At 67.5% G+C, this 21,514-nt stretch carries 26 protein-coding genes; 12 read left to right on the top strand and 14 right to left on the bottom strand.

The window, feature by feature from the left end:
* Positions 1-44: 44 nt before the first annotated feature.
* Positions 45-686 carry a glutathione S-transferase family protein gene (locus DT074_RS20085; protein WP_119421648.1) on the bottom strand — a complete coding sequence of 214 codons (642 nt, stop codon included), beginning with the start codon at positions 684-686 and terminating at the stop codon, positions 45-47.
* A gap of 156 nt (positions 687-842) precedes the next feature.
* On the opposite strand from DT074_RS20085, the gene DT074_RS20080 reads away from it, so the two are divergent.
* The 3 genes from DT074_RS20080 to bfr are packed head-to-tail and all read left to right on the top strand — an operon-like array spanning position 843 to position 1,678.
* Positions 843-1,043, top strand: coding sequence for a (2Fe-2S)-binding protein (locus DT074_RS20080; protein WP_119421647.1), 201 nt, complete (start codon positions 843-845; stop codon positions 1,041-1,043).
* Positions 1,040-1,180, top strand: a complete 141-nt coding sequence (locus DT074_RS28155; RefSeq protein WP_162915034.1) for a hypothetical protein — start codon at positions 1,040-1,042, stop codon at positions 1,178-1,180. The genes DT074_RS20080 and DT074_RS28155 overlap by 4 nt, the downstream gene beginning before the upstream one ends.
* A 33-nt stretch (positions 1,181-1,213) precedes the next feature.
* Positions 1,214-1,678 (top strand): bacterioferritin, encoded by a 465-nt coding sequence (bfr, locus tag DT074_RS20075; RefSeq protein WP_119421646.1) that lies wholly within the window; start codon positions 1,214-1,216, stop codon positions 1,676-1,678.
* 13 nt (positions 1,679-1,691) lie between these two features.
* Here bfr and DT074_RS20070 read toward each other — a convergent pair whose 3' ends face one another.
* The 3 genes from DT074_RS20070 to DT074_RS20060 are packed head-to-tail and all read right to left on the bottom strand — an operon-like array spanning position 1,692 to position 4,636.
* The gene (locus tag DT074_RS20070; RefSeq protein ID WP_119421645.1) at positions 1,692-3,101 is read right to left on the bottom strand and encodes an amidase family protein; all 1,410 of its coding nucleotides are present in this window, start codon (positions 3,099-3,101) and stop codon (positions 1,692-1,694) included.
* A gap of 13 nt (positions 3,102-3,114) precedes the next feature.
* Positions 3,115-4,248, bottom strand: coding sequence for an acyl-CoA dehydrogenase family protein (locus DT074_RS20065; protein WP_119421644.1), 1,134 nt, complete (start codon positions 4,246-4,248; stop codon positions 3,115-3,117).
* A gap of 1 nt (position 4,249) precedes the next feature.
* Positions 4,250-4,636, bottom strand: a complete 387-nt coding sequence (locus DT074_RS20060; protein ID WP_119421663.1) for a RidA family protein — start codon at positions 4,634-4,636, stop codon at positions 4,250-4,252.
* 95 nt (positions 4,637-4,731) lie between these two features.
* Between DT074_RS20060 and DT074_RS20055 the strand changes: the two genes are divergently transcribed.
* Both DT074_RS20055 and DT074_RS20050 read left to right on the top strand, forming a co-directional pair.
* The gene (locus DT074_RS20055) at positions 4,732-5,028 is read left to right on the top strand and encodes a cupin domain-containing protein (RefSeq protein WP_119421643.1); all 297 of its coding nucleotides are present in this window, start codon (positions 4,732-4,734) and stop codon (positions 5,026-5,028) included.
* Between the two features lies 1 nt (position 5,029).
* The gene (locus DT074_RS20050; protein ID WP_119421642.1) at positions 5,030-5,299 is read left to right on the top strand and encodes a BolA family protein; all 270 of its coding nucleotides are present in this window, start codon (positions 5,030-5,032) and stop codon (positions 5,297-5,299) included.
* Here the strand turns inward: DT074_RS20050 and aroB are convergent.
* Complete coding sequence (gene aroB, locus DT074_RS20045; RefSeq protein WP_119421641.1) at positions 5,296-6,399, bottom strand: 3-dehydroquinate synthase; 1,104 nt, start codon at positions 6,397-6,399, stop codon at positions 5,296-5,298. The two genes, DT074_RS20050 and aroB, sit on opposite strands and share 4 nt — an antisense overlap.
* Positions 6,396-6,905 (bottom strand): shikimate kinase, encoded by a 510-nt coding sequence (locus DT074_RS20040; protein WP_119421662.1) that lies wholly within the window; start codon positions 6,903-6,905, stop codon positions 6,396-6,398. The genes aroB and DT074_RS20040 overlap by 4 nt, the downstream gene beginning before the upstream one ends.
* A gap of 178 nt (positions 6,906-7,083) precedes the next feature.
* Between DT074_RS20040 and DT074_RS20035 the strand changes: the two genes are divergently transcribed.
* From DT074_RS20035 to DT074_RS20020, 4 genes are read left to right on the top strand one after another with little or no spacing between them, the layout of a single operon-like run.
* Positions 7,084-7,224, top strand: a complete 141-nt coding sequence (locus DT074_RS20035) for a hypothetical protein (RefSeq protein ID WP_162915033.1) — start codon at positions 7,084-7,086, stop codon at positions 7,222-7,224.
* The gene (locus tag DT074_RS20030) at positions 7,205-8,953 is read left to right on the top strand and encodes a hypothetical protein (RefSeq protein WP_119421639.1); all 1,749 of its coding nucleotides are present in this window, start codon (positions 7,205-7,207) and stop codon (positions 8,951-8,953) included. The genes DT074_RS20035 and DT074_RS20030 overlap by 20 nt, the downstream gene beginning before the upstream one ends.
* The gene (locus tag DT074_RS20025; protein ID WP_119421638.1) at positions 8,950-9,879 is read left to right on the top strand and encodes a site-specific tyrosine recombinase XerD; all 930 of its coding nucleotides are present in this window, start codon (positions 8,950-8,952) and stop codon (positions 9,877-9,879) included. The genes DT074_RS20030 and DT074_RS20025 overlap by 4 nt, the downstream gene beginning before the upstream one ends.
* Positions 9,880-9,931: 52 nt before the next feature.
* Positions 9,932-10,915: an HpcH/HpaI aldolase/citrate lyase family protein gene (locus tag DT074_RS20020; protein ID WP_119421637.1), complete on the top strand. Its 984-nt coding sequence runs from the start codon at positions 9,932-9,934 to the stop codon at positions 10,913-10,915.
* Here DT074_RS20020 and DT074_RS20015 read toward each other — a convergent pair.
* Positions 10,912-11,952, bottom strand: a complete 1,041-nt coding sequence (locus DT074_RS20015; protein ID WP_119421636.1) for a uroporphyrinogen decarboxylase/cobalamine-independent methonine synthase family protein — start codon at positions 11,950-11,952, stop codon at positions 10,912-10,914. The two genes, DT074_RS20020 and DT074_RS20015, sit on opposite strands and share 4 nt — an antisense overlap.
* A gap of 71 nt (positions 11,953-12,023) precedes the next feature.
* On the opposite strand from DT074_RS20015, the gene DT074_RS20010 reads away from it, so the two are divergent.
* On the top strand, positions 12,024-12,974 hold the full coding sequence (locus DT074_RS20010) for an acetyl-CoA carboxylase carboxyltransferase subunit alpha (RefSeq protein WP_119421635.1): 951 nt from the start codon (positions 12,024-12,026) through the stop codon (positions 12,972-12,974).
* Here DT074_RS20010 and arfB read toward each other — a convergent pair.
* From arfB to secA, 5 genes are read right to left on the bottom strand one after another with little or no spacing between them, the layout of a single operon-like run.
* Complete coding sequence (arfB, locus tag DT074_RS20005) at positions 12,971-13,384, bottom strand: alternative ribosome rescue aminoacyl-tRNA hydrolase ArfB (protein WP_119421634.1); 414 nt, start codon at positions 13,382-13,384, stop codon at positions 12,971-12,973. The genes DT074_RS20010 and arfB overlap by 4 nt on opposite strands.
* An 11-nt stretch (positions 13,385-13,395) precedes the next feature.
* Positions 13,396-13,845 (bottom strand): MaoC family dehydratase, encoded by a 450-nt coding sequence (locus DT074_RS20000; RefSeq protein WP_119421633.1) that lies wholly within the window; start codon positions 13,843-13,845, stop codon positions 13,396-13,398.
* On the bottom strand, positions 13,842-14,198 hold the full coding sequence (locus DT074_RS19995) for a carboxymuconolactone decarboxylase family protein (protein WP_368744792.1): 357 nt from the start codon (positions 14,196-14,198) through the stop codon (positions 13,842-13,844). The genes DT074_RS20000 and DT074_RS19995 overlap by 4 nt, the downstream gene beginning before the upstream one ends.
* Positions 14,199-14,207: 9 nt before the next feature.
* Entirely contained in the window at positions 14,208-15,368 is a 1,161-nt protein-coding gene (locus DT074_RS19990; RefSeq protein WP_119421632.1) for an epoxide hydrolase family protein, read from the bottom strand.
* Positions 15,369-15,396: 28 nt separating this feature from the next.
* Positions 15,397-18,117: a preprotein translocase subunit SecA gene (secA, locus tag DT074_RS19985; RefSeq protein WP_119421631.1), complete on the bottom strand. Its 2,721-nt coding sequence runs from the start codon at positions 18,115-18,117 to the stop codon at positions 15,397-15,399.
* Positions 18,118-18,528: 411 nt separating this feature from the next.
* On the opposite strand from secA, the gene rho reads away from it, so the two are divergent.
* Together rho and DT074_RS19975 are read left to right on the top strand one after the other, a co-directional pair.
* Positions 18,529-19,806, top strand: a complete 1,278-nt coding sequence (rho, locus tag DT074_RS19980) for a transcription termination factor Rho (protein WP_119421660.1) — start codon at positions 18,529-18,531, stop codon at positions 19,804-19,806.
* Between the two features lie 89 nt (positions 19,807-19,895).
* Positions 19,896-20,639 carry a TerC family protein gene (locus tag DT074_RS19975; RefSeq protein WP_119421630.1) on the top strand — a complete coding sequence of 248 codons (744 nt, stop codon included), beginning with the start codon at positions 19,896-19,898 and terminating at the stop codon, positions 20,637-20,639.
* Positions 20,640-20,702: 63 nt separating this feature from the next.
* On the opposite strand, the gene DT074_RS19970 is transcribed toward DT074_RS19975, so the two are convergent.
* Both DT074_RS19970 and DT074_RS19965 read right to left on the bottom strand, forming a co-directional pair.
* The gene (locus DT074_RS19970) at positions 20,703-20,927 is read right to left on the bottom strand and encodes a DUF1150 family protein (protein WP_119421629.1); all 225 of its coding nucleotides are present in this window, start codon (positions 20,925-20,927) and stop codon (positions 20,703-20,705) included.
* Complete coding sequence (locus DT074_RS19965; protein ID WP_119421628.1) at positions 20,924-21,409, bottom strand: Hsp20 family protein; 486 nt, start codon at positions 21,407-21,409, stop codon at positions 20,924-20,926. Before DT074_RS19965 ends, DT074_RS19970 begins: the two co-directional genes overlap by 4 nt.
* Positions 21,410-21,514 lie beyond the last annotated feature (105 nt).

Below are 21,514 nucleotides of genomic sequence, written 5' to 3'. Positions count from 1 at the left end.
GGGCCCGACACTAGCGGAGGGCTGCTCGCGTTCAACAGCCGCGCTCAGGCGTCGAAATTGCGGCGCCAGATCGGCTTGAGCTTGTCGAGACCGTCGGCGAGCAAGGCCACCGCGTGCAGCTTTGGGCAATGCTCGGCGAACCATTCCCGGCGCGGGCGCCAGCGGGTCATCGCCCCGATGTAGATATCGAGCGCCGAGAAGCGCTCCCCCAGGAACCATGGGGCCGGCGCGATCTGCCCTTCGATCTGCCGCCACAGCCATTCGCGATGGCGGTCGGTCGAGGCGCGCAGCAGCTCCGCGGCCGGCCCATCGTCGACCCAGCGCGACGGAAAGTCGCCATAGGTGAAAGTGGGATAGACCGCCGCCACGAGAAAGGCGAGCCAGCGCAGGAAGACCGGACGCGTCGGATCGCCGGGCGGCGGCATCAGGCCTGCCTGCGGCGCGAGGTCGTTGAGATAGAGCGCGATCGCCGCGCTCTCGGTCATCACCGTGCCGTCCGGCAGCAACAGGGTCGGGATCTGGGCCAGCGGATTGGCGGCGCGCAGTTTCTCCATCGCGGTGTCGGCCTTGGTCATGTCGATCGCTTCGACCCGATACGGCATGCCGGCCAATTCCAGCATCGCTTCGGCGAGGACCGAGCCCCAGCCCTTGTGGCTGAACAGGATCAGGGGTTCCGCATCGGCCATGGCTAACCTCCACGAGGGTTATATCGACAGTTTGGCCGTGTTCGGCTGCGCGGTCAATCGTGCTTGGCGCGGCGCGGATAGGCCATCCGTTCGGGTTGCTATTGCGAATGATCCGCACTATTCATTGCACCGCTGCGCCAGCGCCCCGGGAGCCCCATGTACGTCTGCCTTTGCCACGGTTTCACCGATCGGGACGTGCGGGCCGCGGCCGCGCAGGGTTGCCGCACGCCGGGCGCGGTTTATCGGGCCATCTGCGGTGAGGGCGCGCGCTGCTGCAAATGCGTGCCCGAGGTGCGATCGCTGCTGCGTGAAGCATCGGTCGCCTCTCCGATGCAGTTCCTGGACGCTGCCGAATGAGCGCCGGCGGCCTTGTCGCCCTTGCCATCGCCCTCGGCGGCGTCGGCGTGATCGCCTGGAAGCTCAAGCTTTCCCTCGATATCATCCGACTCGAAACTGCGGCGCGTGCGCGACGTGTGGTGGGCATTCGCTCCTAGCACCGCCGAGGTCCCCAAACGGAGGGTCGGGCGATGCAGGGCAACAAGGACGTCATCAAGCATCTCAACGGCGTCCTGTTCAACGAGCTGACCGCGATCAACCAGTATTTTCTGCACGCCCGCATGTGGCGGCACTGGGGCTTCGAGAAGATCGGCAAGAAGGAATACGACGAGTCGATCGACGAGATGAAGCACGCCGACAAGCTGGTCGAGCGCATCCTGATGTTGAACGGCGTGCCCAACCTGCAGGATCTCGGCAAGCTCCGCATCGGCGAGGACGTGCCCGAAGGGCTCAAGTCGAATCTGGAGCTGGAGAAAAAGGGCAAGGCAGATCTCGGCAAGGCGATCCCGGCCTGCGAGGCGGCACATGACTATGTGTCGCGCGAGATTCTGCGCGAGATCCTGAAGGACACCGAAGAGCATATCGACTGGCTCGAGACGCAGCTCGAGCTGATCGACAAGGTCGGCGTGCAGAACTACCTGCAGAGCCAGATGTAGCGGTGCGCACCGCTCACCAACGTGGGTCTATCGGCGTAGCGAGGCCGTGGCGAGCTTCGATGGCCTCGGCGGCGTCGAGCGCCAAGTCCTCGCGGTAGCGGCCGGCGATCACCTGCACGCCGAGCGGAATGCCGTCGGCATTGCCCGCAGGCACGGCGACACCCGGCAGTCCCAGGTGATTGACGGCGACCAGCAAACGCTGAGCGTGCAGCACTTCCTTCATCCGCCTGGTATCGCCGGTATCGAAGCCGACCTTGAACGGCGGCTCGGTCGAGACCGGCCCGACCACGATGGGATAGCGCTCGAAGAACAGCATCCATTCGCGCAGGTGCCGCGCGCGCTGACCCAGGCTCTTCATGTAGGTGACGAGATCGAGATCCGGGACGATCTCGAGCTGCAGATCGACCGCCCGCTTCAGCTGCGCGCCGCCAAGCTCCCGCATCTGCGCGGCCGACAAGTGCCGCACCTCGTTCAAGACAAGCAGCCGCCAAAGCTCCGCCGCTTCGCTGATCATCAACGGTTCCGCCTCCTCGACGGCATAGCCGGCATCCGCCAGCGCATCGCCGGCGCGGCGGACCGCGGCGGCGACGGCCGGATCGACGCCGCCCTTGCCCGGATCGACGATCAGCGCGACTTTGATCGGCCGCGGCGCGGGGGCGCCCTCGGGCGGCGCCGGCACCCACCAGGGATCGCGTGGATCGCGTGCCGCCATGGCGGCGAGGCCGAGGCGCAGGTCGCGCACCTTGCGTGCGAGCGGGCCCTGTACGGCCATCATCTGCGCGGTCGGCGGCCGCTCCTCGGCACCGCTCGGATTGAAGGTCGGCACGCGGCCGAAGGTCGGCTTGATGCCGGCGATGCCGCAGGCATAGGCGGGATAGCGGATCGAGCCGCCATAATCGTTGCCATGCGCCAGCGGGCACATGCCGGCCGCGACGGCAGCGCCCGCACCGCCCGAGGAACCGCCCGGCGTCACTTCCTGCACCCACGGATTGAACGTGCGGCCGCGCAGTTCGTTGTCGGTGTGCCAGCGCAGCGAAAAGGCCGGCGTGTTGGTGCGGCCGATGATGACGGCGCCGGCCTTCTTCCAGTTCGCCACCGGCGGGCTGTCCGTGGTCGCGACCATGTCCCTGAACGCCACCACGCCGTTCGTCGTCGCCTGTCCCGCCTGATCGATATTCTCCTTGATGGTGACGGGCACGCCATGCAGCAGGCCGAGCGGCGCGCCCGCCTTCACCGCCTTATCCGCCGCCTCCGCGTCCTTGCGAGCCTGGTCGGCCAGCACGACCGTGACCGCGTTCAGCTTGGGGTTCACTGCCTCCAGCCGCTTGAGACAGCTTTCGACGGCATCACGGCTCGAGACCTGGCCGAGCCTTATGGCCCGCGCGAGATCGACCGCATCCCAGCGCCAGAGCTCCGTCGTCATCGGTCTTCTCCCCTTACGCGTCGCCGGCCAGCGCCCGGCTGATCACGATGCGCTGCACGTCGCTGGTGCCTTCGTAGATCTGACATACCCGCACGTCGCGGTAGATGCGCTCGACCTTGCCTTCGAGATAGCCATAGCCGCCATGAATCTGGATGGCGGCGGAGCAGACCTTCTCCGCCATTTCGGACGCGAACAGCTTTGCCATCGACGCTTCCTTCAGGCACGGCGCCTTGGCATCCTTCAGGCGGGCAGCGTTCAGGACCATCTGGTGCGCCGCCTCGATCTGCGTCGCCATGTCGGCGAGGCGGAAGGCGACCGCCTGGTGGTTGACGATCGCGATGCCGAAGGCCTCGCGCTCCCGCGCATAGGCATGGGCCGTCTCGAAGGCGGCGCGCGCCATGCCGACCGCTTGTGCAGCGATGCCGATGCGCCCGCTCTCCAGGTTGGCCAGCGCGATCCTATAGCCCTCGCCCTCGCGTCCAAGCATCATGTCGGCCGGCACGAACACGTCCTCCAGCAGGATCTGACAGGTGTCGGAAGTACGCTGGCCGAGTTTCTTCTCGACGGCGGCGACCTTCCATCCTTCGCTGTCGGTCGGCACCAGGAAACAGCTGATGCCGCGCTTGCCGGCCGCCGGATCGCTCGCCGCGAAGACCATGGCGATGTCGGCGATGGAGCCTGAGGTGATGAACTGCTTCACGCCGGAGAGCCGCCAGCCATTGCCGTCGCGCCGTGCGCGCGTCTTCAGGTTGGAGGCGTCCGAGCCCGCATGCGGCTCGGTCAGCAGAAAGGCGCCCATCGCCTCGCCGCGGGCCACTTTGGTCAGCCATTGCCGCTTCTGCGCCTCGCTGCCATAGGTTTCGATGGCGGCGCAGACCGGCGAGTTGTTGACCGACATGATGGTGGAAATGCCGCCATCGCCCGCCGCGATCTCCTCCATCGCCAGCACGTAGGAGAGGAAGTCTGCGCCCGCGCCGCCCCATTCGGGCGCCACCGTCATGCCCATCAGGCCGAGCCTGCCCATGGCATGCAGGACCTCCATCGGCGCCTTGGCCTCGCGGTCGCGCTCGGCGGCGAAGGGTGCCAGCTGCTCGCGGGCAAAATCCCGCGCGGTGTCGCGGATCAGGCGCTGTTCTTCCGTCAGCATGTCAGTGCTTCTTCGCGGTGACTTCGATCTCGATCCGCATCGCCGGATCGACCAGGGCACAGATCAGGGCCGTCGCCGCCGGTCGTGCCTTGCCAAGGTACTGGCCGAAGATCGGCGCTACTCTCTGGAAGTCGTCGGCATTGGTCAGATAGTAGCGCACGCGCACCACGTCATCGAGGCTCGCGCCCGCTTCGGCCAGGGCGGCGGCGATATTGCGGAAGGTCTGATGCGTTTGTGCCTCGACCTCCGGTTCGATGGTCATGGTCGCGTAGTCGAAGCCGGTCGTTCCCGCGACGAAGACCAGGCCGCCGTCGGCTACCGCGCGGCTGTAGCCGGCAATCTTCTCGAACGACGAGCCTGAGGAGATCCGCTTGCGTTGATCGCTCATATGCACCTCCGGCGGGACCATAGCGGGGGGCGCCGCCATTGCCTACCTGCACCGCCGGTATGCTAGCCTGCTTCGGCTCAGTGCGAGGTGCGTGGATGCCGGGTGCCGCCATTCCGACAGTGCAGGTCGATGACGAGCGGGTGCGGGTGACCGAATGGCGGTTCCCGCCCGGCACGGCGACCGGGTGGCACCGCCATGAATTCGACTATGTCGTGGTGCCGGTCACCAACGGCACGCTGACGATCGCCAATCGTGATGGCCGCGTGCAGAGCGAGTTGAGGCACGGGATCGCCTATTCGCGCCCGGCCGGCGTGGAGCACGACGTAATCAACGACACCGCGCAGGAGATCGCTTTCGTCGAAATCGAGATCAAGCGCGGCGGAGCGGCTTGAGATGTCGGTCGCCGCATCGATCGAACGCAAGCTGACCGAGGCGCTGCATCCGACCCGGCTCGAGATCGAGGACGAATCGTCGCGCCATCACGGTCATGCCGGCTACCAGGAAGGCGGCGAGACGCATTTCCGCGTCACCGTCGTGTCCCCCGCCTTCGCCGGCCAGAACCGGGTGGCGCGGCAGCGCCTGGTCTACAAGCTGCTGGCGGAGGAGCTCGCAGGCCGCGTGCATGCGCTCGCCCTCACCGCATTGACCCCCGACGAGAGCTAGGCGGCGAGCGCCCCTTCCAGCGTCGCCAGAACCTCGGCCTCCGCCACGTCGCGCGTGATGAAGGCCTGGCCGATGCCGCGCGCGAGGATGAAGGTCATGCGGCCGCCGACCACCTTCTTGTCCTGCCGCATGTGCTCGAGCAGCATGCGCGCGTCGTTGGTATACGGCGCAATGGCCACAGGCAGGCCCACCGCGGCGAAATGGCGCCGCACGCGCGCGGCGTCCTCGGCCGGGCAGAGGCCGAGCCGCGCCGACAACGCAAAGGCCAGGACGCAGCCGATAGCGACGGATTCGCCATGCAGCAACCGGCTGCCGAAGCCCGTCTCGGCTTCAAGCGCGTGGCCGAAGGTGTGGCCGAGATTGAGCAGGGCGCGGTCGCCCTCCTCGCGCTCATCGCGGGCGACGATCGCAGCTTTCATCCGGCAGGAATGCACCACGGCGTGGATGCGGGCAGTGCGGTCGCCGGCCAGCAGCCGCTCGCCATTCGCCTCCAGCCAGCCGAAGAAAGTCGCGTCGCCCAGCAGCCCGTATTTCACCACTTCGGCATAGCCGGCGAGCATTTCGCGCCGCGGCAGCGTGTCGAGCGCGGCCACGTCGGCCAGCACACGGCGCGGCTGGTTGAACACGCCGATCAGGTTCTTGCCGTGCCGGCTGTTGATTGCCGTCTTGCCGCCGACCGCGCTGTCCACCTGGGCGAGCAGGGTGGTTGGCGCCTGTACGAACGGCACGCCGCGGCGAAGCAAAGCGGCGGCAAAACCGACCAGGTCGCCGATCACGCCGCCGCCCAGGGCCAGGATGGTGTCGCGCCGTTCGATCTTGCGCGTGACCAGCTCGTCCAGCAGCTGCTCCAGGTGATGGAACGACTTGGTGCCTTCCCCTGGCGGCAGGACGATGGCGGCGGGCTCGATCCCTTCCGCCCGTAGACCGGCCTCGACCGCCGGCAAGTGCAGCTGCGCCACGGTTTCGTCGGTCACGATCGGCAGATAGGGCCTTCCCAGAAGATCGCCCACCGCCTCGCCCGACCGGCCAAGCAGGCCCGGTTCGACGCGTATGTCGTAAGCGCGGTCGCCCAGGGCGACCGCGACGGTCTCGCCGGTCATGCGCCGGCCTCGGCCGGCGCGTGGGCGTTGCGTCGGGCCAGCAGTCCGATGATTTCCTCCACCACGGCCTCGTGCGGCCCATCGCCCGAGGGGACCACGTGGTCGGCCTCGGCATAGACCGGCTCGCGCTCTGCCATCAACCGGGTCAGCACCTCGCGTGGATCGCCCTGCTTCAACAGCGGGCGATTGGTGCGCCGCAGACACCGTTTCAGCAGCACGTCGAGTTCCGCCTTGAGCCAGATCGAGATGCTGCCGCGTTTGATGCGCTCGCGCGTCTCCGGGTTCATGAAAGCGCCGCCGCCCGTCGCCAGGACCAGCGGTGGCCCGTCCAGAAGCCGTGCGATCACCTTGCGCTCGCCGTCGCGGAAATGCGTCTCGCCATGACGGGCGAAGATCTCCTCGATGGTCATCCCGGCCGCCTTCTCGATCTCGGTATCGGCATCGACGAACGGCATGCCGAGCCGGGCCGCCAGCCGCCGGCCGATCGAGCTTTTGCCGGCGCCCATCAGGCCGACCAGGACCACGCTCTTCGCCGCCAAACCTCATTCTCCGGTCGTTCCGCCGACAAGCCGCAACGGCGGTTCTTGCGCGGGCGATCAAGGCCGGTACAGTGCCAGAACATCGAATCGTTGCAAGGCGATGCGGCGGGGCGGGCCGACGCCGTCGACGCCAAAGGCACCCTGGATGCTCAAACTGATTATCGCGATCGCCGTGGTCGTCGTCCTGCTGTTGGGCGGCGGTATCGCCTATCTCGCCTTGTGGGACATTCCGGCGCCGACCCAGCCGGTGGAGAAGGTCATCCCCGATGGGCGGTTGCCGCGCTAGCCTCGGGGCCCTGTTCGGCCTCATCGTCCTGGCGGCGCCGATCGTCGCTTTGGCGCAAGGCGGCCCGGTTCCTCTGATTCCGGGGCTGCGTGGCGGCGCGGCGCCCGCCTCGGATCAGCGTCCGGCGGAAGGACAGCCATCCGGCGCTGTTCCGGAAGGCGTCCAGATCGAGCGGCTGGGCGCCGTCGATTCCGCCGGCCTCGGCCTGCTGCGGGAGACCGATGGCGGATTGCCCCGGAGCTTCTGGCAGGGCACCGACCGGGCGCAGATCGACCGCTTGGTGGCGGCGATTCAACCGACGCCGTCGCCTGCCGCGCTGAACCTGGCGCGCCGCCTGCTGCTGAGTGAGGCGGACATGCCTCCTGCCGATGGGGGGCAGTCCGGCCTTTTTGCATCCCGCATCGAGCGGCTGACGGCGATCGGCGATCCCGACTCGGCGTTCCGGCTGGCGCGCCTCGCCCCGGGCAGCATGGCGACGATGCGGACGGTCGATGCGGCATTCCTCGCCGACCGGCCGCAGGATGCCTGCGCGACGCTTCCCTCGATTCCCGACAGCGGGCGCGACGCTGCCTGGAGCAAGGCCTTTGCCTTCTGCCGGGCGCTTGCCAAGGACCTGGCCGGCGCCAATCTGCAGGCCGGCCTGCTGCGCGAACGCGGCGAGGCCGATCCGGCCTTTCAGGCCCTGATCGCCCAGCTCTCCGGATATGGCGATGACAAGCTGATCGACATCAAGTCACCGACACCGTTGCAGATTGCGATGCTGAAGGCGGCGAACAAGGCGCCGACCGGGGCAACGGTCGAGGCGATGCCGCCGGCCGGCGCGCGGCTGGTCGCCGAAATCGCGAAAGTGCCCGCCGAGATCCGGTGGCTCGCGGCGGAACGGGCCTTCGTGTACGGCGCCATGCCGGTCGAAGCGCTGCGCACCGCCTATGGCCGGGAGGAGATCGCCGCCAAGGACCTCGCGGCGGCGCTCGCTGCCCGGACGGCCGACAATGCGCGGTTTCGCGCTGCCCTGTTTCGGGCGGTGCAGCGTGCCGCCGAAGGCGAACGCAGCAAGGTGCTGAGCACCGCGCTCGAGCGATTGCGTGCCCGTGAAGGCGGGCTCGATACGCGGCTTGCGATGGTGCATCTCGATGCGCTTCTGGGGATCGATCCTGTTCCGGAAGCGATCGGCCTGGCGCCCAAGGCCGCCCGCCTGCTGCTGGTCGCCGGCCAGGAAGCGGCGGCCGATGGGTGGGAGCAGTTGCTGCGGCTGGAAGGGCGCGGCGGCGCGCTGCAGGCGGCACGCGAGGCCGTGCGGCTGGTGCCGTTGTTGGCCGTCGCCGCCGGCGAGCGGCTCGAACCCGCCGACCTGCGCGACTGGATCGATGCCTGGCGGGCCGGCGGTCCGATCGAGGGTTTCGAGGGCCGCGCCGTCGCCCTGCTCTCCGCGCTGCAGGGACTGGGCCGCGAGGTGCCCCCGGATGTCTGGGGCCGGCTCGCCGCCGCCGGCGGGACGACGGTGGGCCGGCGGCCCAACGTCGCCACCATGCAGGCGATGCGGGCCTCGGCCCAGGCCGGCCGGATGGGGGAAACCATCGCCTACGCGCTGATTGCGCTGGGAGGCGACAGCGCGGCGGCGCTAGAGGCCGACGCGCTCGCCACGGTGCTCGACTCGCTCGTCCGCATCGGCTTCGAGCGCGAGGCACGGCGGCTGGCCCTGGAGGCGGCGATCGGGCGCGGCCTGTGAGCGCCGCGGCGGACAGCCAGCTCATCGATCGCTTCCTGGAAATGCTCGTTGCCGAGCGCGGCGCCGCCGCCAATACCGTCGACGCCTATCGCCGAGACCTGGAGCACGCTTCGGCACAACTGACCGGGAAGCGCGTCTCGTTCGCCACGGCGACGGATACCGACCTGCGCGGCTATCTCCGTGCCCTGCACCGTGCCGGCATGGCGCCGGCGACATCGGCACGGCGGCTTTCGGCCCTGCGCCAGTTTTTCGGCTTCCTGCATGGCGAAGGCCTGCGGGCGGACAATCCGACGACGGTGCTCGACGCGCCGAAGCGGGGCCGTCCGCTGCCCAAGGTGCTGTCCGAGGCGGAGGTCGAGCGGCTGTTCGAGGTCATCGCGAAGCGCGACGGGCCCGATGCGGTCCGGCTCGCCTGCCTGCTGGAACTGCTCTACGGCGCCGGGCTGCGGGTGTCGGAGCTGGTCGGTCTGCCCTATCCGCCGACCGAAGGCGATCCCCGGCTGCTGCTGGTTCGGGGCAAGGGCGACAAGGAGCGGGTGGTGCCGCTGCACGACGCCGCCATTGCGGCGCTTCGTGCCTACGGGGCGGTGCGCGGTCATTTCCTGCCCAAGGGCGCCAAGACCTCTCGCTGGCTGTTTCCCTCGCGCTCGAAAGAGGGGCATCTCACCCGGGCGCGGTTTCACCAGCTGCTCGACGCCGTGGCCATCGAGGCGGGCATCGACCCCGCCCGGATCTCGCCGCATGTGCTGCGGCACGCCTTTGCCACGCATCTGCTGGCGGGCGGCGCCGACCTCCGGGCCGTGCAGCGCATGCTGGGCCATGCCGATATCGCGACGACGCAGATCTACACCCACGTCCTGGAGGATCGGCTGCGCCAGCTCGTGACCGTGCACCACCCGCTCGCCAAGGCCAAGCCAGCGCGTTGACAGTTTTGCGGCAGCGCAGCAATTTGCGCCGTTCTCGCAACGGAGGTGTGGTGTGAGCTTCAAGTTGGTCGAGCCGGCGCCGGCGCGCGTCAACCGGTCGGAACTCTCGGTTCCGGGCAGCAGCACCAAGCTGTTCGAGAAGGCCGCCAAGGGCGATGCCGACGTGATCTTCCTCGACCTCGAGGATGCGGTGGCGCCGGACGACAAGCCGCAGGCGCGCAAGAACATCATCCAGGCGCTGAACGAGATCGACTGGGGCAACAAGACCATGTCGGTCCGTATCAACGGGCTCGACACCCATTTCATGTACCGCGACGTGGTCGAGGTGCTGGAGGGCGCGGGCGACCGCATCGACCTGATCATGATCCCCAAGGTCGGCACCGCCGCGGATGTCTACGCCGTCGACATGCTGGTGACGCAGATCGAGAAGGCCAAGGGCCGCAAGAAGAAGATCGGCTTCGAGCTGATCATCGAAACCGCGCTCGGCATGCAGAACATCGCCGAGATCGCCGCCGCCAGTCCGCGGAACGAATCGCTCCACTTCGGTGTGGCCGACTACGCCGCCTCGACCAAGGCCAAGATCACCAATATCGGCGGGCCGAACAAGCTCTACGGCGTGCTGACCGATCCGCTCGACGCGTCCGGCCGGCGCGACTTCGTGTGGGGCGATATGTGGCACTACGCCATTTCGCGGCTGGTCGTCGCCGCGCGCGCCAACGGCCTGCGTGCCATCGACGGCCCGTTCGGCGATTTCAAGGATCCGGACGGCTACACCGCGCAGGCGAACCGTGCCGCGGCGCTCGGCTGCGAGGGCAAGTGGGCGATCCATCCGGCGCAGATTCCGCTGGCCAACCAGCTGTTCAGCCCGAGCGAGGCGGAAGTGAAACAGGCCCGCCGCATTATCGAGGCGATGCGCCAGGCCGAGGCGAGCGGGCAGGGCGCGGCGGCGCTGGACGGCAAGCTGATCGACTATGCCTCGATCCGCCAGGCCGAGGTGATCGTCAAGATGGCCGACCGGATCGCCGCGCGCGGCTAGGACGCATCGAGGCGCGCACGGACCAGGCGCGCGCCTTCCACCATTGCCTGCATTTTGGCACGGGCGAGGAAGCGGGGCAGGGCGGAGAAGCCGCAATCGGCTGTCACCGTCAGCCGATCGGGCTTCACGTGGTCGAGGCATCGCTCGATCCGCGCCGCGACCTCGGCCGGCGTTTCGACGTGGAAGCTTTTCACATCGACCACGCCGGCGGCGATATCGAAACGCATGGACAGTTCCGACAGCAATTCCAGGTCGGCCATCTCGCGGTTGGCGAATTCCAGGACCAGCTGTTGGCAGGCGAGCGTCGCCATGCCATCCATCAGCGGCCGCATGGCGCGTGGGCGCTTCGGCCGGCCGGCATTGTTGCCGAAGCAGACATGCACGGCCATGCGCGCATCCAGCCCTTCGATGGTGCGGTTGATGACCAGCGCCGCCTCGGCGGAGGAAAGGCCATAAGGCGGCTCGGCAAAGCCCGGCTCGTCGAGCTGGATGCAATCGGCACCGGCCGCCACGAGGCGCGCAAGCTCGTCCCGCAAGATGTCTGACAGCCGATCGAGCGTTGCGCGCTCCTGACCCCGCGCCGGCATGATGCTGCCCGCGAAAGTCAGCGGGCCGGGGAGCGCCACCTTCAATGCGTGGCCCGGTGCCAGGCGCTTCAGCGCCTCGAATTCAATCGCCACGCCAAGCCCGTTTGGCGCCGTCACCTCGCCCTCCACGGAGAAGCCGGGCGCCATGTCGTAGAACGGCACGCCGAGCTTGCGGCGCGAAGGCACGCGCTTCAGGCCGCTCAGGCGGTCGAACATCTCGTAGACGAAGCGCTGTCGCCTCAGTTCGCCATCGGAAACGATGTCGATGCCGGCCTCGATCTGGTCGGCGATGGCGATGCGGGTCGCGTCCTCGAACATCTCGTCGATATCGGCGGGGCCAAGCTCGCCCTCGCGGATCCGGCTGCGGCCAAGGGTGAACCAGCCCGGCGAGGCGTAGGAACCGACCCCCATGGTGGGCAGAAGCGGCAGAGGCTGGGCCTGGGGTCTCATCCTGTTCCTCCCATGTTTCCTGGAGCTTAGCGGCAGCTTGTCGGCGCGCCCATCCGTGCTAGAAGGGCCGGATGCGGGTCTACCTGGATTTCGAGAAACCGATCGCCGAGCTGGAGAACTCCATCCGCGAGCTGGAGCGGACGGCGGAGGGTGGCAATGTCAACGTCGCCGACGAGCTGACGCGGCTGCGCGCCAAGGCGGAGGCGATGATCCGCACCGTCTACGGCAAGCTCGAGCCCTGGCAGAAAACCCAGGTGGCGCGCCACCAGGACCGGCCGCATTTCGAGGATTATATCGGCGGGTTGATCGAGGAATTCGTAGCCTTGGCCGGCGATCGCGGCTTTGCCGACGACACCGCGATCGTGGGCGGGCTCGGCCGTCTCCGCGGCCGCTCGGTCATGGTGATCGGCCACGAGAAGGGCCGCGGCACCGAAGGCCGGATCAAGCACAATTTCGGCATGGCCCGGCCGGAGGGCTATCGCAAGGCGATCCGCCTGATGCGCATGGCCGACCGGTTCCGCGTGCCGGTCGTCACCTTCATCGACACGCCCGGCGCCTATCCCGGCGTCGATGCCGAAGCACGCGGCCAGGCCGAGGCGATCGCCCGCGCCATCGACTGCTGCCTCGACATTAAGGTGCCGCTGGTCGCGGCCGTCGTGGGCGAGGGCGGCTCGGGCGGCGCCATCGCCATCGGCGCTGCCGACCGCGTGCTGATGCTCGAGCATGCGATCTATTCGGTCGCCTCGCCCGAGGCCTGCGCGTCGATCCTCTGGCATGCCTCCGACAAGGCGCCGGACGCCGCCGAGGCGCTCAAGGTCACCGCCGCCGACCTGCTTCGCCTCGGCGTGATCGACGAGATCGTGCCGGAGCCGCTCGGCGGCGCCCATCGCGCCGCGGAGGATACGGTGCGCAGCGTCGGCGATGCCGTCGGCCGTCATCTCGACCAGCTGGCCGGGCAGGATCCGAACGCGCTGCGGGAGCAGCGGCGGCGCAAGTTCCTCGATATGGGCCGCGGCATCTAATCCTCGCGGCTCACTCGCCCGCGCTGCTGCTTGGTGGTCTGGCGCTGTCGCTTCGATTCCAGGCGGCGTTCCTTGGAGGCCTTGGTCGGTTTTGACGGGCGGCGCGGCTTCGGCCGCTCGGCGGCGCGCGCCAGCAGCTCGTGAACCCGCGCATAGGCATCTTCGCGATTGCGGTCCTGCGAGCGGAACCGGTCGGCGTCGATCACCAGCACGCCGTCCTTGGTCAGCCGGCGGCCGGCCAGCACCGCAAACCGCGCCAGCATCGCGGGGTGCAGATCGAGCTTGGTGATATCGACGCGCAGCTCCACCGCGGTGGAGACTTTGTTGACGTTCTGGCCGCCCGGGCCGGAGGCACGCACGAAGCGCTCTTCGACGGCCTCCGCCGGAATCTGGAAGCGACGATCGCTCACCGCAGGGCCATCTAGGCTGGGCGCTTCTTCACCAGTTGGGCGCTTTTCAGGCTCATCACCAGCTCGCCCTTCTGGTTCTTGATGCGGTAGGCCATCATCACGATGCCGCGGTCGGGCTTGGAGCTGGACGGCCGCATCTCCATCACCTCTACCTCGGGCAGCAGCGTATCGCCGGGGCGGGTCGGCAGGTGCCAGCGCAGTTCGTCCAGGCCGGGCGAACCCATGCTGCCTTCCCCCAGAAATCCTGCCTGCACCAGCATGCGGAAGCTGACCGCCATGACATGCCAGCCGCTGGCGATCAGCCCGCCATAGATCGACGCCGATGCGGCGATCTTGTCGATGTGGAAGGGCTGCGGATCGTATTTGAAGGCAAACTCGATGATGTCGCTCTCGCTCAGCGTGATGCCGGCGCCGCGGATGATCTCGCCCTGCTCGTAATCCTCGAAATAGCGCGAGTTCATCGCTTCTGCGCCTGCGCGGAAAGCTGTTCGAAGCTCTCCAGCGCCTTGATGCCATAGGTCAGCGACGGCCCGCCGCCCATATGCACGGCGACGCCGATCAGCTCCTCCAGTTCTGCCTTGGTCATGCCGTGCCGCATGGAGTTCCTGACATGCGCGACGACACAGCCCTCGCAACGTGCCGCGATGGCGGAAGCAAGGGCGAGCAGCTCCTTGGTCTTGGCAGGCAGTGCGCCGTCCTTGTAGACGGCCTTGCCGATATCGGTGAAGCCCTTCAGCACATCCGGGATGGCCTGGTTCAGCGCGGCCATGCCGTTCTTGATGGAAGCGATATTGGCATCGACGTCGACGGTCACGGAACTCTCCTAGCGGTAGTCGCGGAAGAAGGCGCGGATTTCGTCGGCGAGAAGCGGGGCTTGCTCGACCGCCGGGAAATGTCCGCCCTGCTCGAAGACGCGGTAGTAGCGAACATCGTACGCGCGCTCCACCCAGCTCCGCGGCGGGGGCAGCAGGAGGTCGCGCGGGAACAGCGAGAGCCCGGTCGGCACACCGACCCGCTCGCCGGCCTTTAATGCGCCGGCCTTACCTTCCACGATTGACACGTACAGCCAGTTCGCCGCGTTGATGCCGTTCAGCCAGTAGAGCATCACATTGGCGAGCAGCCAGTCCATGTCGAAGGGCGGGTCGCGGTCCTCGCCGCCGACGGTCCAGCCATGGAATTTCTCCACGATCCAGCCGGCGAGGCCCGCCGGCGAATCCGTGAGCGCATAGGCGAGCGTCTGCGGCTTGGTGCCCTGAATCTGCTGATAGGCGGTCTCGCGCGCCAGGTGCTTCTGGATGCGTGCGATCCACCCCTTCTCTTCGTCGGTCACCGGCGCCGCGCCTGCGCCGGTCCAGGGCCTGAGCCCGGTCATGTTGAGGTGGATGGCGGCGAGATTGGCCGGATGGTCGAGCGCGAGCCAGGAGGTGACGGCGCTGCCCCAATCCCCGCCCTGTGCGACGTAGCGGGTCAGCCCGAGCTTCTCGACCGCGAGCTTGTGCCACAGCGCCGCCACGTCACGCGGCGTGATCGGCGAGGGCGGCGGGTCGGAAAAGCCATAGCCCGGCAGGCTCGGCACGATCACCGTGAAGGCATCGTCGGCGCTGCCGCCGAACCGTTCCGGATGCGCCAGCGGCTCGATGATGTCGATGAACTCGAGGAACGAGCCGGGCCAGCCATGCGTGAGGATCAGCGGCAGCGGCTTCGATCCCGAGCCCGGCTCGATCAGCGTGTGAATCTTGAGGCCGTCGACCTCGATCAGGCGCTGGTCGAAGCCGTTGATTCTGGCTTCCCAGGCCCGCCAGTCGAAGCCGGCCTGCCAATGAGCGACCAGGCGGCGGACATAATCGAGTTTGGCGCCCCAGCGCCAGCCGGCCTGCACCGGCTCGTTCGGCCAGCGGGTGCGGCCAAGTCGTAACTGCAGATCGGCAAGCGTGCTGTCCGGCACCGCGACACGGAAGGGCTGTCCCGGAAGCGGCTGGTGCATCGCCCGTTTCTCTCCCGAGGCCGGCCGCCTAGAGGCGGCCGTGACAGTGCTTGTACTTCTTGCCCGAGCCGCAGGGGCAGGCAGCGTTGCGCGAGGTCCGCGCCCAGGTCGAGGGATCGGCCGGATCGACCGCCGCAGCGCCGGCGCCGCCGCGCCGCACCCGCGGCAGCGTCGCCGTCGCCGTCTCCATCTCGTTCTCGCCGGTCAGCGGATTGATGTGCTCGGCATGGAACAGGCCGGGCGGCGGCTCCTGCGGCATCGGCGGCGGCTGGTCGATGCGCAGCTCGACATGGGCGAGCACGCCGGTCACCTGCTCGCGCAGCCGCGTCAGCATCGCCTCGAACAGGTTGAAGGCCTCGCGCTTGTACTCGTTCAGCGGGTCGCGCTGACCATAGGCGCGCAGCCCGATGCCCTGCCGCAAATGATCGAGATGCAGCAGATGCTCCTTCCAGGCTTGGTCGAGGATCTGCAGAAGCAGGCTCTTCTCCACCATACGCATCACGTCGGGGCCGTAATTGGCGGCCTTCTCGGCGATCTGCTTGTCGGCGACGTCGAGGATGCGGCGGCGGATCTCCTCGTCCGCGATGCCCTCCTCCTTCGCCCAGTCGGCGACCGGCAGGTCCAGCCCGAACACGCGCTTGACCTCGTCCGCCAGGCTCGCCGTGTCCCACTGCTCGGGATAGGCATTCTCCGGAATGGCGGCGGAGACCATGCGCTCCACCGTCTCGGACCGCATCTCGCCGACGGTGTCGGCCACGTCGCTCGCCCGCATCAGCTCGATGCGCTGCTCGTAGATCACCTTGCGCTGGTCGTTCATCACGTCGTCGAAGCGCAGCAGGTTCTTGCGGATCTCGTAGTTGCGCGCCTCGACCTTCTGCTGCGCCTTCTCCAGCGCCTTGTTGATCCAGGGATGGATGATCGCCTCGTTCTCCTTCAGGCCAAGGCGCTTGAGGATGCCGTCCATCCGGTCGGAACCGAAGATCCGCATCAGGTCGTCTTCCAGCGACAGGAAGAACTTGGAGGAGCCCGGATCGCCCTGGCGGCCGGACCGGCCGCGCAGCTGGTTGTCGATGCGCCGGCTCTCGTGTCGCTCGGTGCCGATGATGTGCAGCCCGCCGGCGGCCAGCACGGTCTCGCGCGCCGCCAGCACCTCGCTGCGGATGGCGGCGATCTTGGCCTCGCGTGCCGCCTGATCCTCGATCGCTTCCGCCTCGCGGCGCACCCGCATCTCGACATTGCCGCCGAGCTGGATGTCGGTACCGCGGCCGGCCATGTTGGTGGCGATGGTGACGGCGCCGATCCGGCCGGCCTGGGCGATGATCTCGGCTTCCTGCTCGTGATAGCGCGCGTTCAGCACGTTGTGCTCGATGCCGCGCTTGGTCAGCTCCGCCGACAGCGCCTCGGACTTCTCGATCGAAACCGTGCCGACCAGCACCGGCTGGCCCTTCTTCCGGCAGGCCTCGATCTCGCTCACGATGGCGAGGATCTTTTCCCCGCCGGTCCGATAGACCTCGTCGTCGTTGTCGATGCGCTTGACCGCCACGTTGGTCGGCACCTCGATGACTTCCAGCTTGTAGATGTCGCCGAATTCCTGCGCCTCGGTCGCCGCGGTGCCGGTCATGCCGGCCAGCTTCGGATACAGGCGGAAGTAATTCTGGAAGGTGATGGACGCGAGCGTCTGGTTCTCCGGCTGGATGCGGACGTGCTCCTTCGCCTCCAGCGCCTGGTGCAGGCCGTCGGAATAGCGCCGGCCTTCCATCATGCGGCCGGTGAACTCGTCGATGATGATGACCTTGTCGTCCTTGACGATGTAGTCGGTGTCGCGCGCGAACAGCTTGTGGGCGCGCAGCGCCTGGTTCATGTGATGGACGACGGTGACGTTGTCGAGATCGTAGAGCGAGCCGCCCTTGAGCAGCCCGGCCCCGCGCAGCATCTCCTCCATCTTCTCGGTGCCGGTCTCGGAGAAGTGGACCGTGCGCTGCTTCTCGTCCTTCTCGAAATCCTCCGGCACCAGGTTGGGGATCAGCCGGTCGACGGCGATATAGAGCTCGGAAGTGTCCTCGGTCGGGCCCGAGATGATCAGCGGTGTGCGCGCTTCGTCGATCAGGATCGAGTCCACCTCGTCGACGATGGCGAAATTGAACGGCCGGTGCGCCATCGCCTCGAGCTGGAACTTCATGTTGTCGCGCAGATAGTCGAAGCCCAGCTCGTTGTTGGTGCCGTAGGTGACGTCGCAGGCATAGGCCTGCTGACGCTGCAGGTCGTCCATGCCATGCACGATGCAGCCGACCGTCAGGCCGAGGAAGCCGTAGATCCGGCCCATCCATTCCGCATCGCGCCGGGCCAGATAGTCGTTCACGGTCACGATATGCACGCCCTTGCCGGCAAGGGCGTTGAGATAGGCCGGCAGGGTGGCGACCAGCGTCTTGCCTTCGCCGGTCTTCATCTCGGCGATCTTGCCCGCGTGCAGCACCATGCCGCCGACCAGCTGCACGTCGAAATGCCGCTGGCCCAGGGTGCGCTTGGCGGCCTCGCGCACGGTGGCGAAGGCCTCCGGCAGGATGTCGTCCAACTCGCGCCCGTTCGCCACTTCCTCGCGGAACCGGACCGTGCGCGCCTTCAGCTCCTCGTCGCTCAGCTTCTCCAGCTCCGGCTCCAGCGCGTTGATGGCGGGAACACGCTTCTGATAGACGCGCACCTGCCGGTCGTTCGCAGTGCCGAATACTTTGCGGGCGAGCGCGCCAAGCATGAGAGAGGTCCCGAAATTTGCGGAGGGCAGGGCTTTCGGCAGAGATAAGCACGGGGGGGTACGGTGTCAACGCGACCCGAAGTCGGGCTCCGGCCGCCGGGTCCGGGCGGCGATCGCCCCGCCAATCGCCGCTAAGCCGCTGAAACCCCGCCGGTTCGGGGAAACGAATGGGCGACCGCGGCCCACTTGCGGGGCCCTCTTGATTTCGACCGGGATTTATGGTCCCTTCATTTTCGCGCGGGATTCTCCCGATCGCACCACCTCAACGACCTCGCCGATCGAGCCCGGGATCCGAACCCGGAACTCCAAGATCAACCGTTCGTCCGGCATTTCGTGCCGGCGACGGGGCTCCCGGCGGGAGTCCGGCCCCACGTCCATACATCCATGGGATCCCACGTGCTCACCAGTCCCATCAATCTTCAGGACCTGAAGCTGAAGACCCCGACCGAGCTGCTCGAATTCGCCGAGGAGTTGCAGGTCGAGAACGCCTCGACCCTCCGCAAGCAGGACATGCTGTTCGCCATCCTGAAGCAGCTGGCCGAGCGCGATATCGAGATCACCGGCGACGGCGTGCTGGAGATCCTGCAGGACGGCTTCGGCTTCCTGCGCTCGCCGGAGGCGAACTACCTGCCGGGCCCGGACGACATCTACGTCTCGCCCTCGCAGATCCGCCGCTTCGGCCTCCGCACCGGGGACACGGTGGAAGGTCAGATCCGCTCGCCTTCCGATGGCGAGCGCTACTTCGCGCTGCTGAAGGTCAACACGATCAATTTCGAGGACCCGGAGAAGGCCCGTCACAAGGTGGTCTTCGACAACCTGACGCCGCTCTACCCGGAAGAGCGCTTCAAGCTGGAGCGCGATCCGAAGCAGCTGGCCGAGAGCAAGACGTCGAGCCGCGACATCTCGCACCGGGTGATCGACCTGATCGCGCCGCAGGGCAAGGGCCAGCGCGCGCTGATCGTGGCCCCGCCGCGCACCGGCAAGACGATGCTGCTGCAGAACATCGCCCATTCGATCACCGCCAACCACCCCGAGGTCTACCTCATCGTGCTGCTGATCGACGAGCGGCCGGAGGAAGTGACCGACATGCAGCGCTCGGTGAAGGGCGAGGTGATCTCCTCCACCTTCGACGAGATGGCGGTGCGCCACGTCCAGGTGGCGGAGATGGTGATCGAGAAGGCCAAGCGCCTGGTCGAGCACAAGCGCGACGTGGTGATCCTGCTCGATTCGATCACCCGCCTGGCGCGCGCCTACAACACCGTGGTGCCGTCCTCGGGCAAGGTGCTGACCGGCGGCGTCGACGCCAATGCGCTGCAGCGGCCGAAGCGCTTCTTCGGCGCCGCCCGCAATATCGAGCAGGGCGGCTCGCTCACCATCATCGCGACGGCGCTGGTCGATACCGGCAGCCGCATGGACGAGGTGATCTTCGAGGAGTTCAAGGGCACCGGTAACTCGGAAATCATCCTCGACCGCAAGCTCGCCGACAAGCGCACCTTCCCGGCGATCGACATCACCAAGTCGGGCACCCGCAAGGAAGAGCTGCTGGTCGACAAGGCGACCTTGGCCAAGATGTGGGTGCTGCGCCGCATCCTGATGCCGATGGGCGTGGTCGATGCGATGGAGTTCCTGATCGACAAGCTGAAGCAGAGCAAGACCAATCAGGACTTCTTCGATTCCATGAACACGTGACGCAAAGGCGTCTACCGGTCATGATCTAGCGGCGGGCCGCGCGAAAGGCGGCCCGCCTTTTCGTTGCCCATCCCGGGGTATCGTCCGCCATGGAATTCCTTCTCGATCCGCAGATCTGGATCAGCCTGGTCACCTTGGCCGTGCTCGAGATCGTGCTCGGCGTCGACAACCTCGTCTTCATCGCCATCCTGTCGGACCGCCTGCCGGCGCATCAGCGGCCGGCCGCGCGCCGGCTCGGTCTTGCGGTGGCGCTCATTACCCGGCTCATGCTGCTGGCGACATTGGCCTGGATCGTCGGCCTCACTCAGCCCGTACTCACTCTGTTCGAGCAGCCGATCTCCTGGCGGGACATCATCCTGATCGCCGGCGGCATCTTCCTCATCGCCAAGTCGACGCACGAGATCCACGGCAGCCTGGAGGGCGAGGAGGATCACGGCTCGGCCGCCGGCAAGGCCGCCGTCGGATTTGTCGGCGTCGTCGTCCAGATCGGCATCATCGATATCGTCTTCTCGCTCGATTCGGTGATCACCGCGGTCGGCATGGTGCGCGAGCTCTGGGTGATGGTGACGGCCGTGGTCATCGCCATGATCGTCATGCTGGCCGCCGCCAATCCGCTGTCCGACTTCGTCTCCCGCCATCCGACGGTGAAGATGCTGGCGCTGGCGTTCCTGCTGCTGATCGGCACGGCGCTGATTGCCGACGGCTTCGGCTTCCACATCCCGAAGGGCTACATCTACGCGGCGATGGGATTCTCGGTGCTGGTGGAGGCCCTCAACCTGGCGGCGAGGCGGCGGCGCCGCACCGCCCCGGTCAAGCTCCGCAGCGATCTCTGAAACGGAAACGCCCGGCCGTGAGCCACGGCCGGGCGTCTACTCGGTTGTGAGTTCCTGCTGCCGTCAGTGTACGTCGACCGGCTCCAGCTCGTGCTGACGGGCTGCGGCGAAGGCGTTGTCGCGGCCGTCCACCACACCCATCGGCTGACCGTTCTGGGCGAAGATCCCCCAGGCGGTGCCGCCCGGCGTAGGCACGGCGCGGATATAGACGAGGTTCGGTCCGCCGAGCTCAAGCAGCGCCTCGGGGGTCAGCGTCCTGACTTCGCTCTCATGGGCATGGTCCATCATGACCGGCTCCTTTCGATCTCTAAGCTTTCCCCCGAACTCGCCTGGTTGACTGCCCGGCTGCTGCCGGCGCCGGTACGGCGGATCTGGATCTGCCGTGTGGTCGTCTCCGGCTTCGGCCGCCGCAGATCGACATGCAGCAGCCCGTTGTTCAACTCGGCGCCGACCACTTCGATCCCTTCCGCCAGCACGAAGCCGCGCTGGAACTGCCGGGCTGCAATGCCGCGGTGCAGGAAAACGCGGTCCTTCTCATCGTCCTGCTGCCGGCCTCGCACCACCAGCTGATTGTCCTCCAAGGTGATTGACAAATCCTCATCCCGGAAGCCGGCGACGGCGAGCGTGATGCGCAGGCTGTCGTCGCCCGTTTGCTCAATGTTGTAAGGGGGATAGCCGTCGCTCGAAGCCTTGGCCACCCGGTCGATCATGCGTTCGATCCGGTCGAAACCAAGCAGCAGCGGATGGCTGAACTGCGGCAATCGTGACATCGAGCCACCTCCTCCAGGAGCGTGTCGTTCGGGCGGGCCCACTCGGCCCCGTGATGCCCCCGGCCCAACGCGCGGCACCGGTGACGAATATTAACTGGTGTCGCC

Origin of the sequence: Desertibaculum subflavum (genome assembly GCA_003576705.1) — a bacterium.
Taxonomy (GTDB): domain Bacteria; phylum Pseudomonadota; class Alphaproteobacteria; order Ferrovibrionales; family Ferrovibrionaceae; genus Desertibaculum; species Desertibaculum subflavum.
The sequence above is the reverse complement of the archived record's forward strand: the minus strand, read 5'-3'. Positions and strand labels throughout refer to the sequence as shown.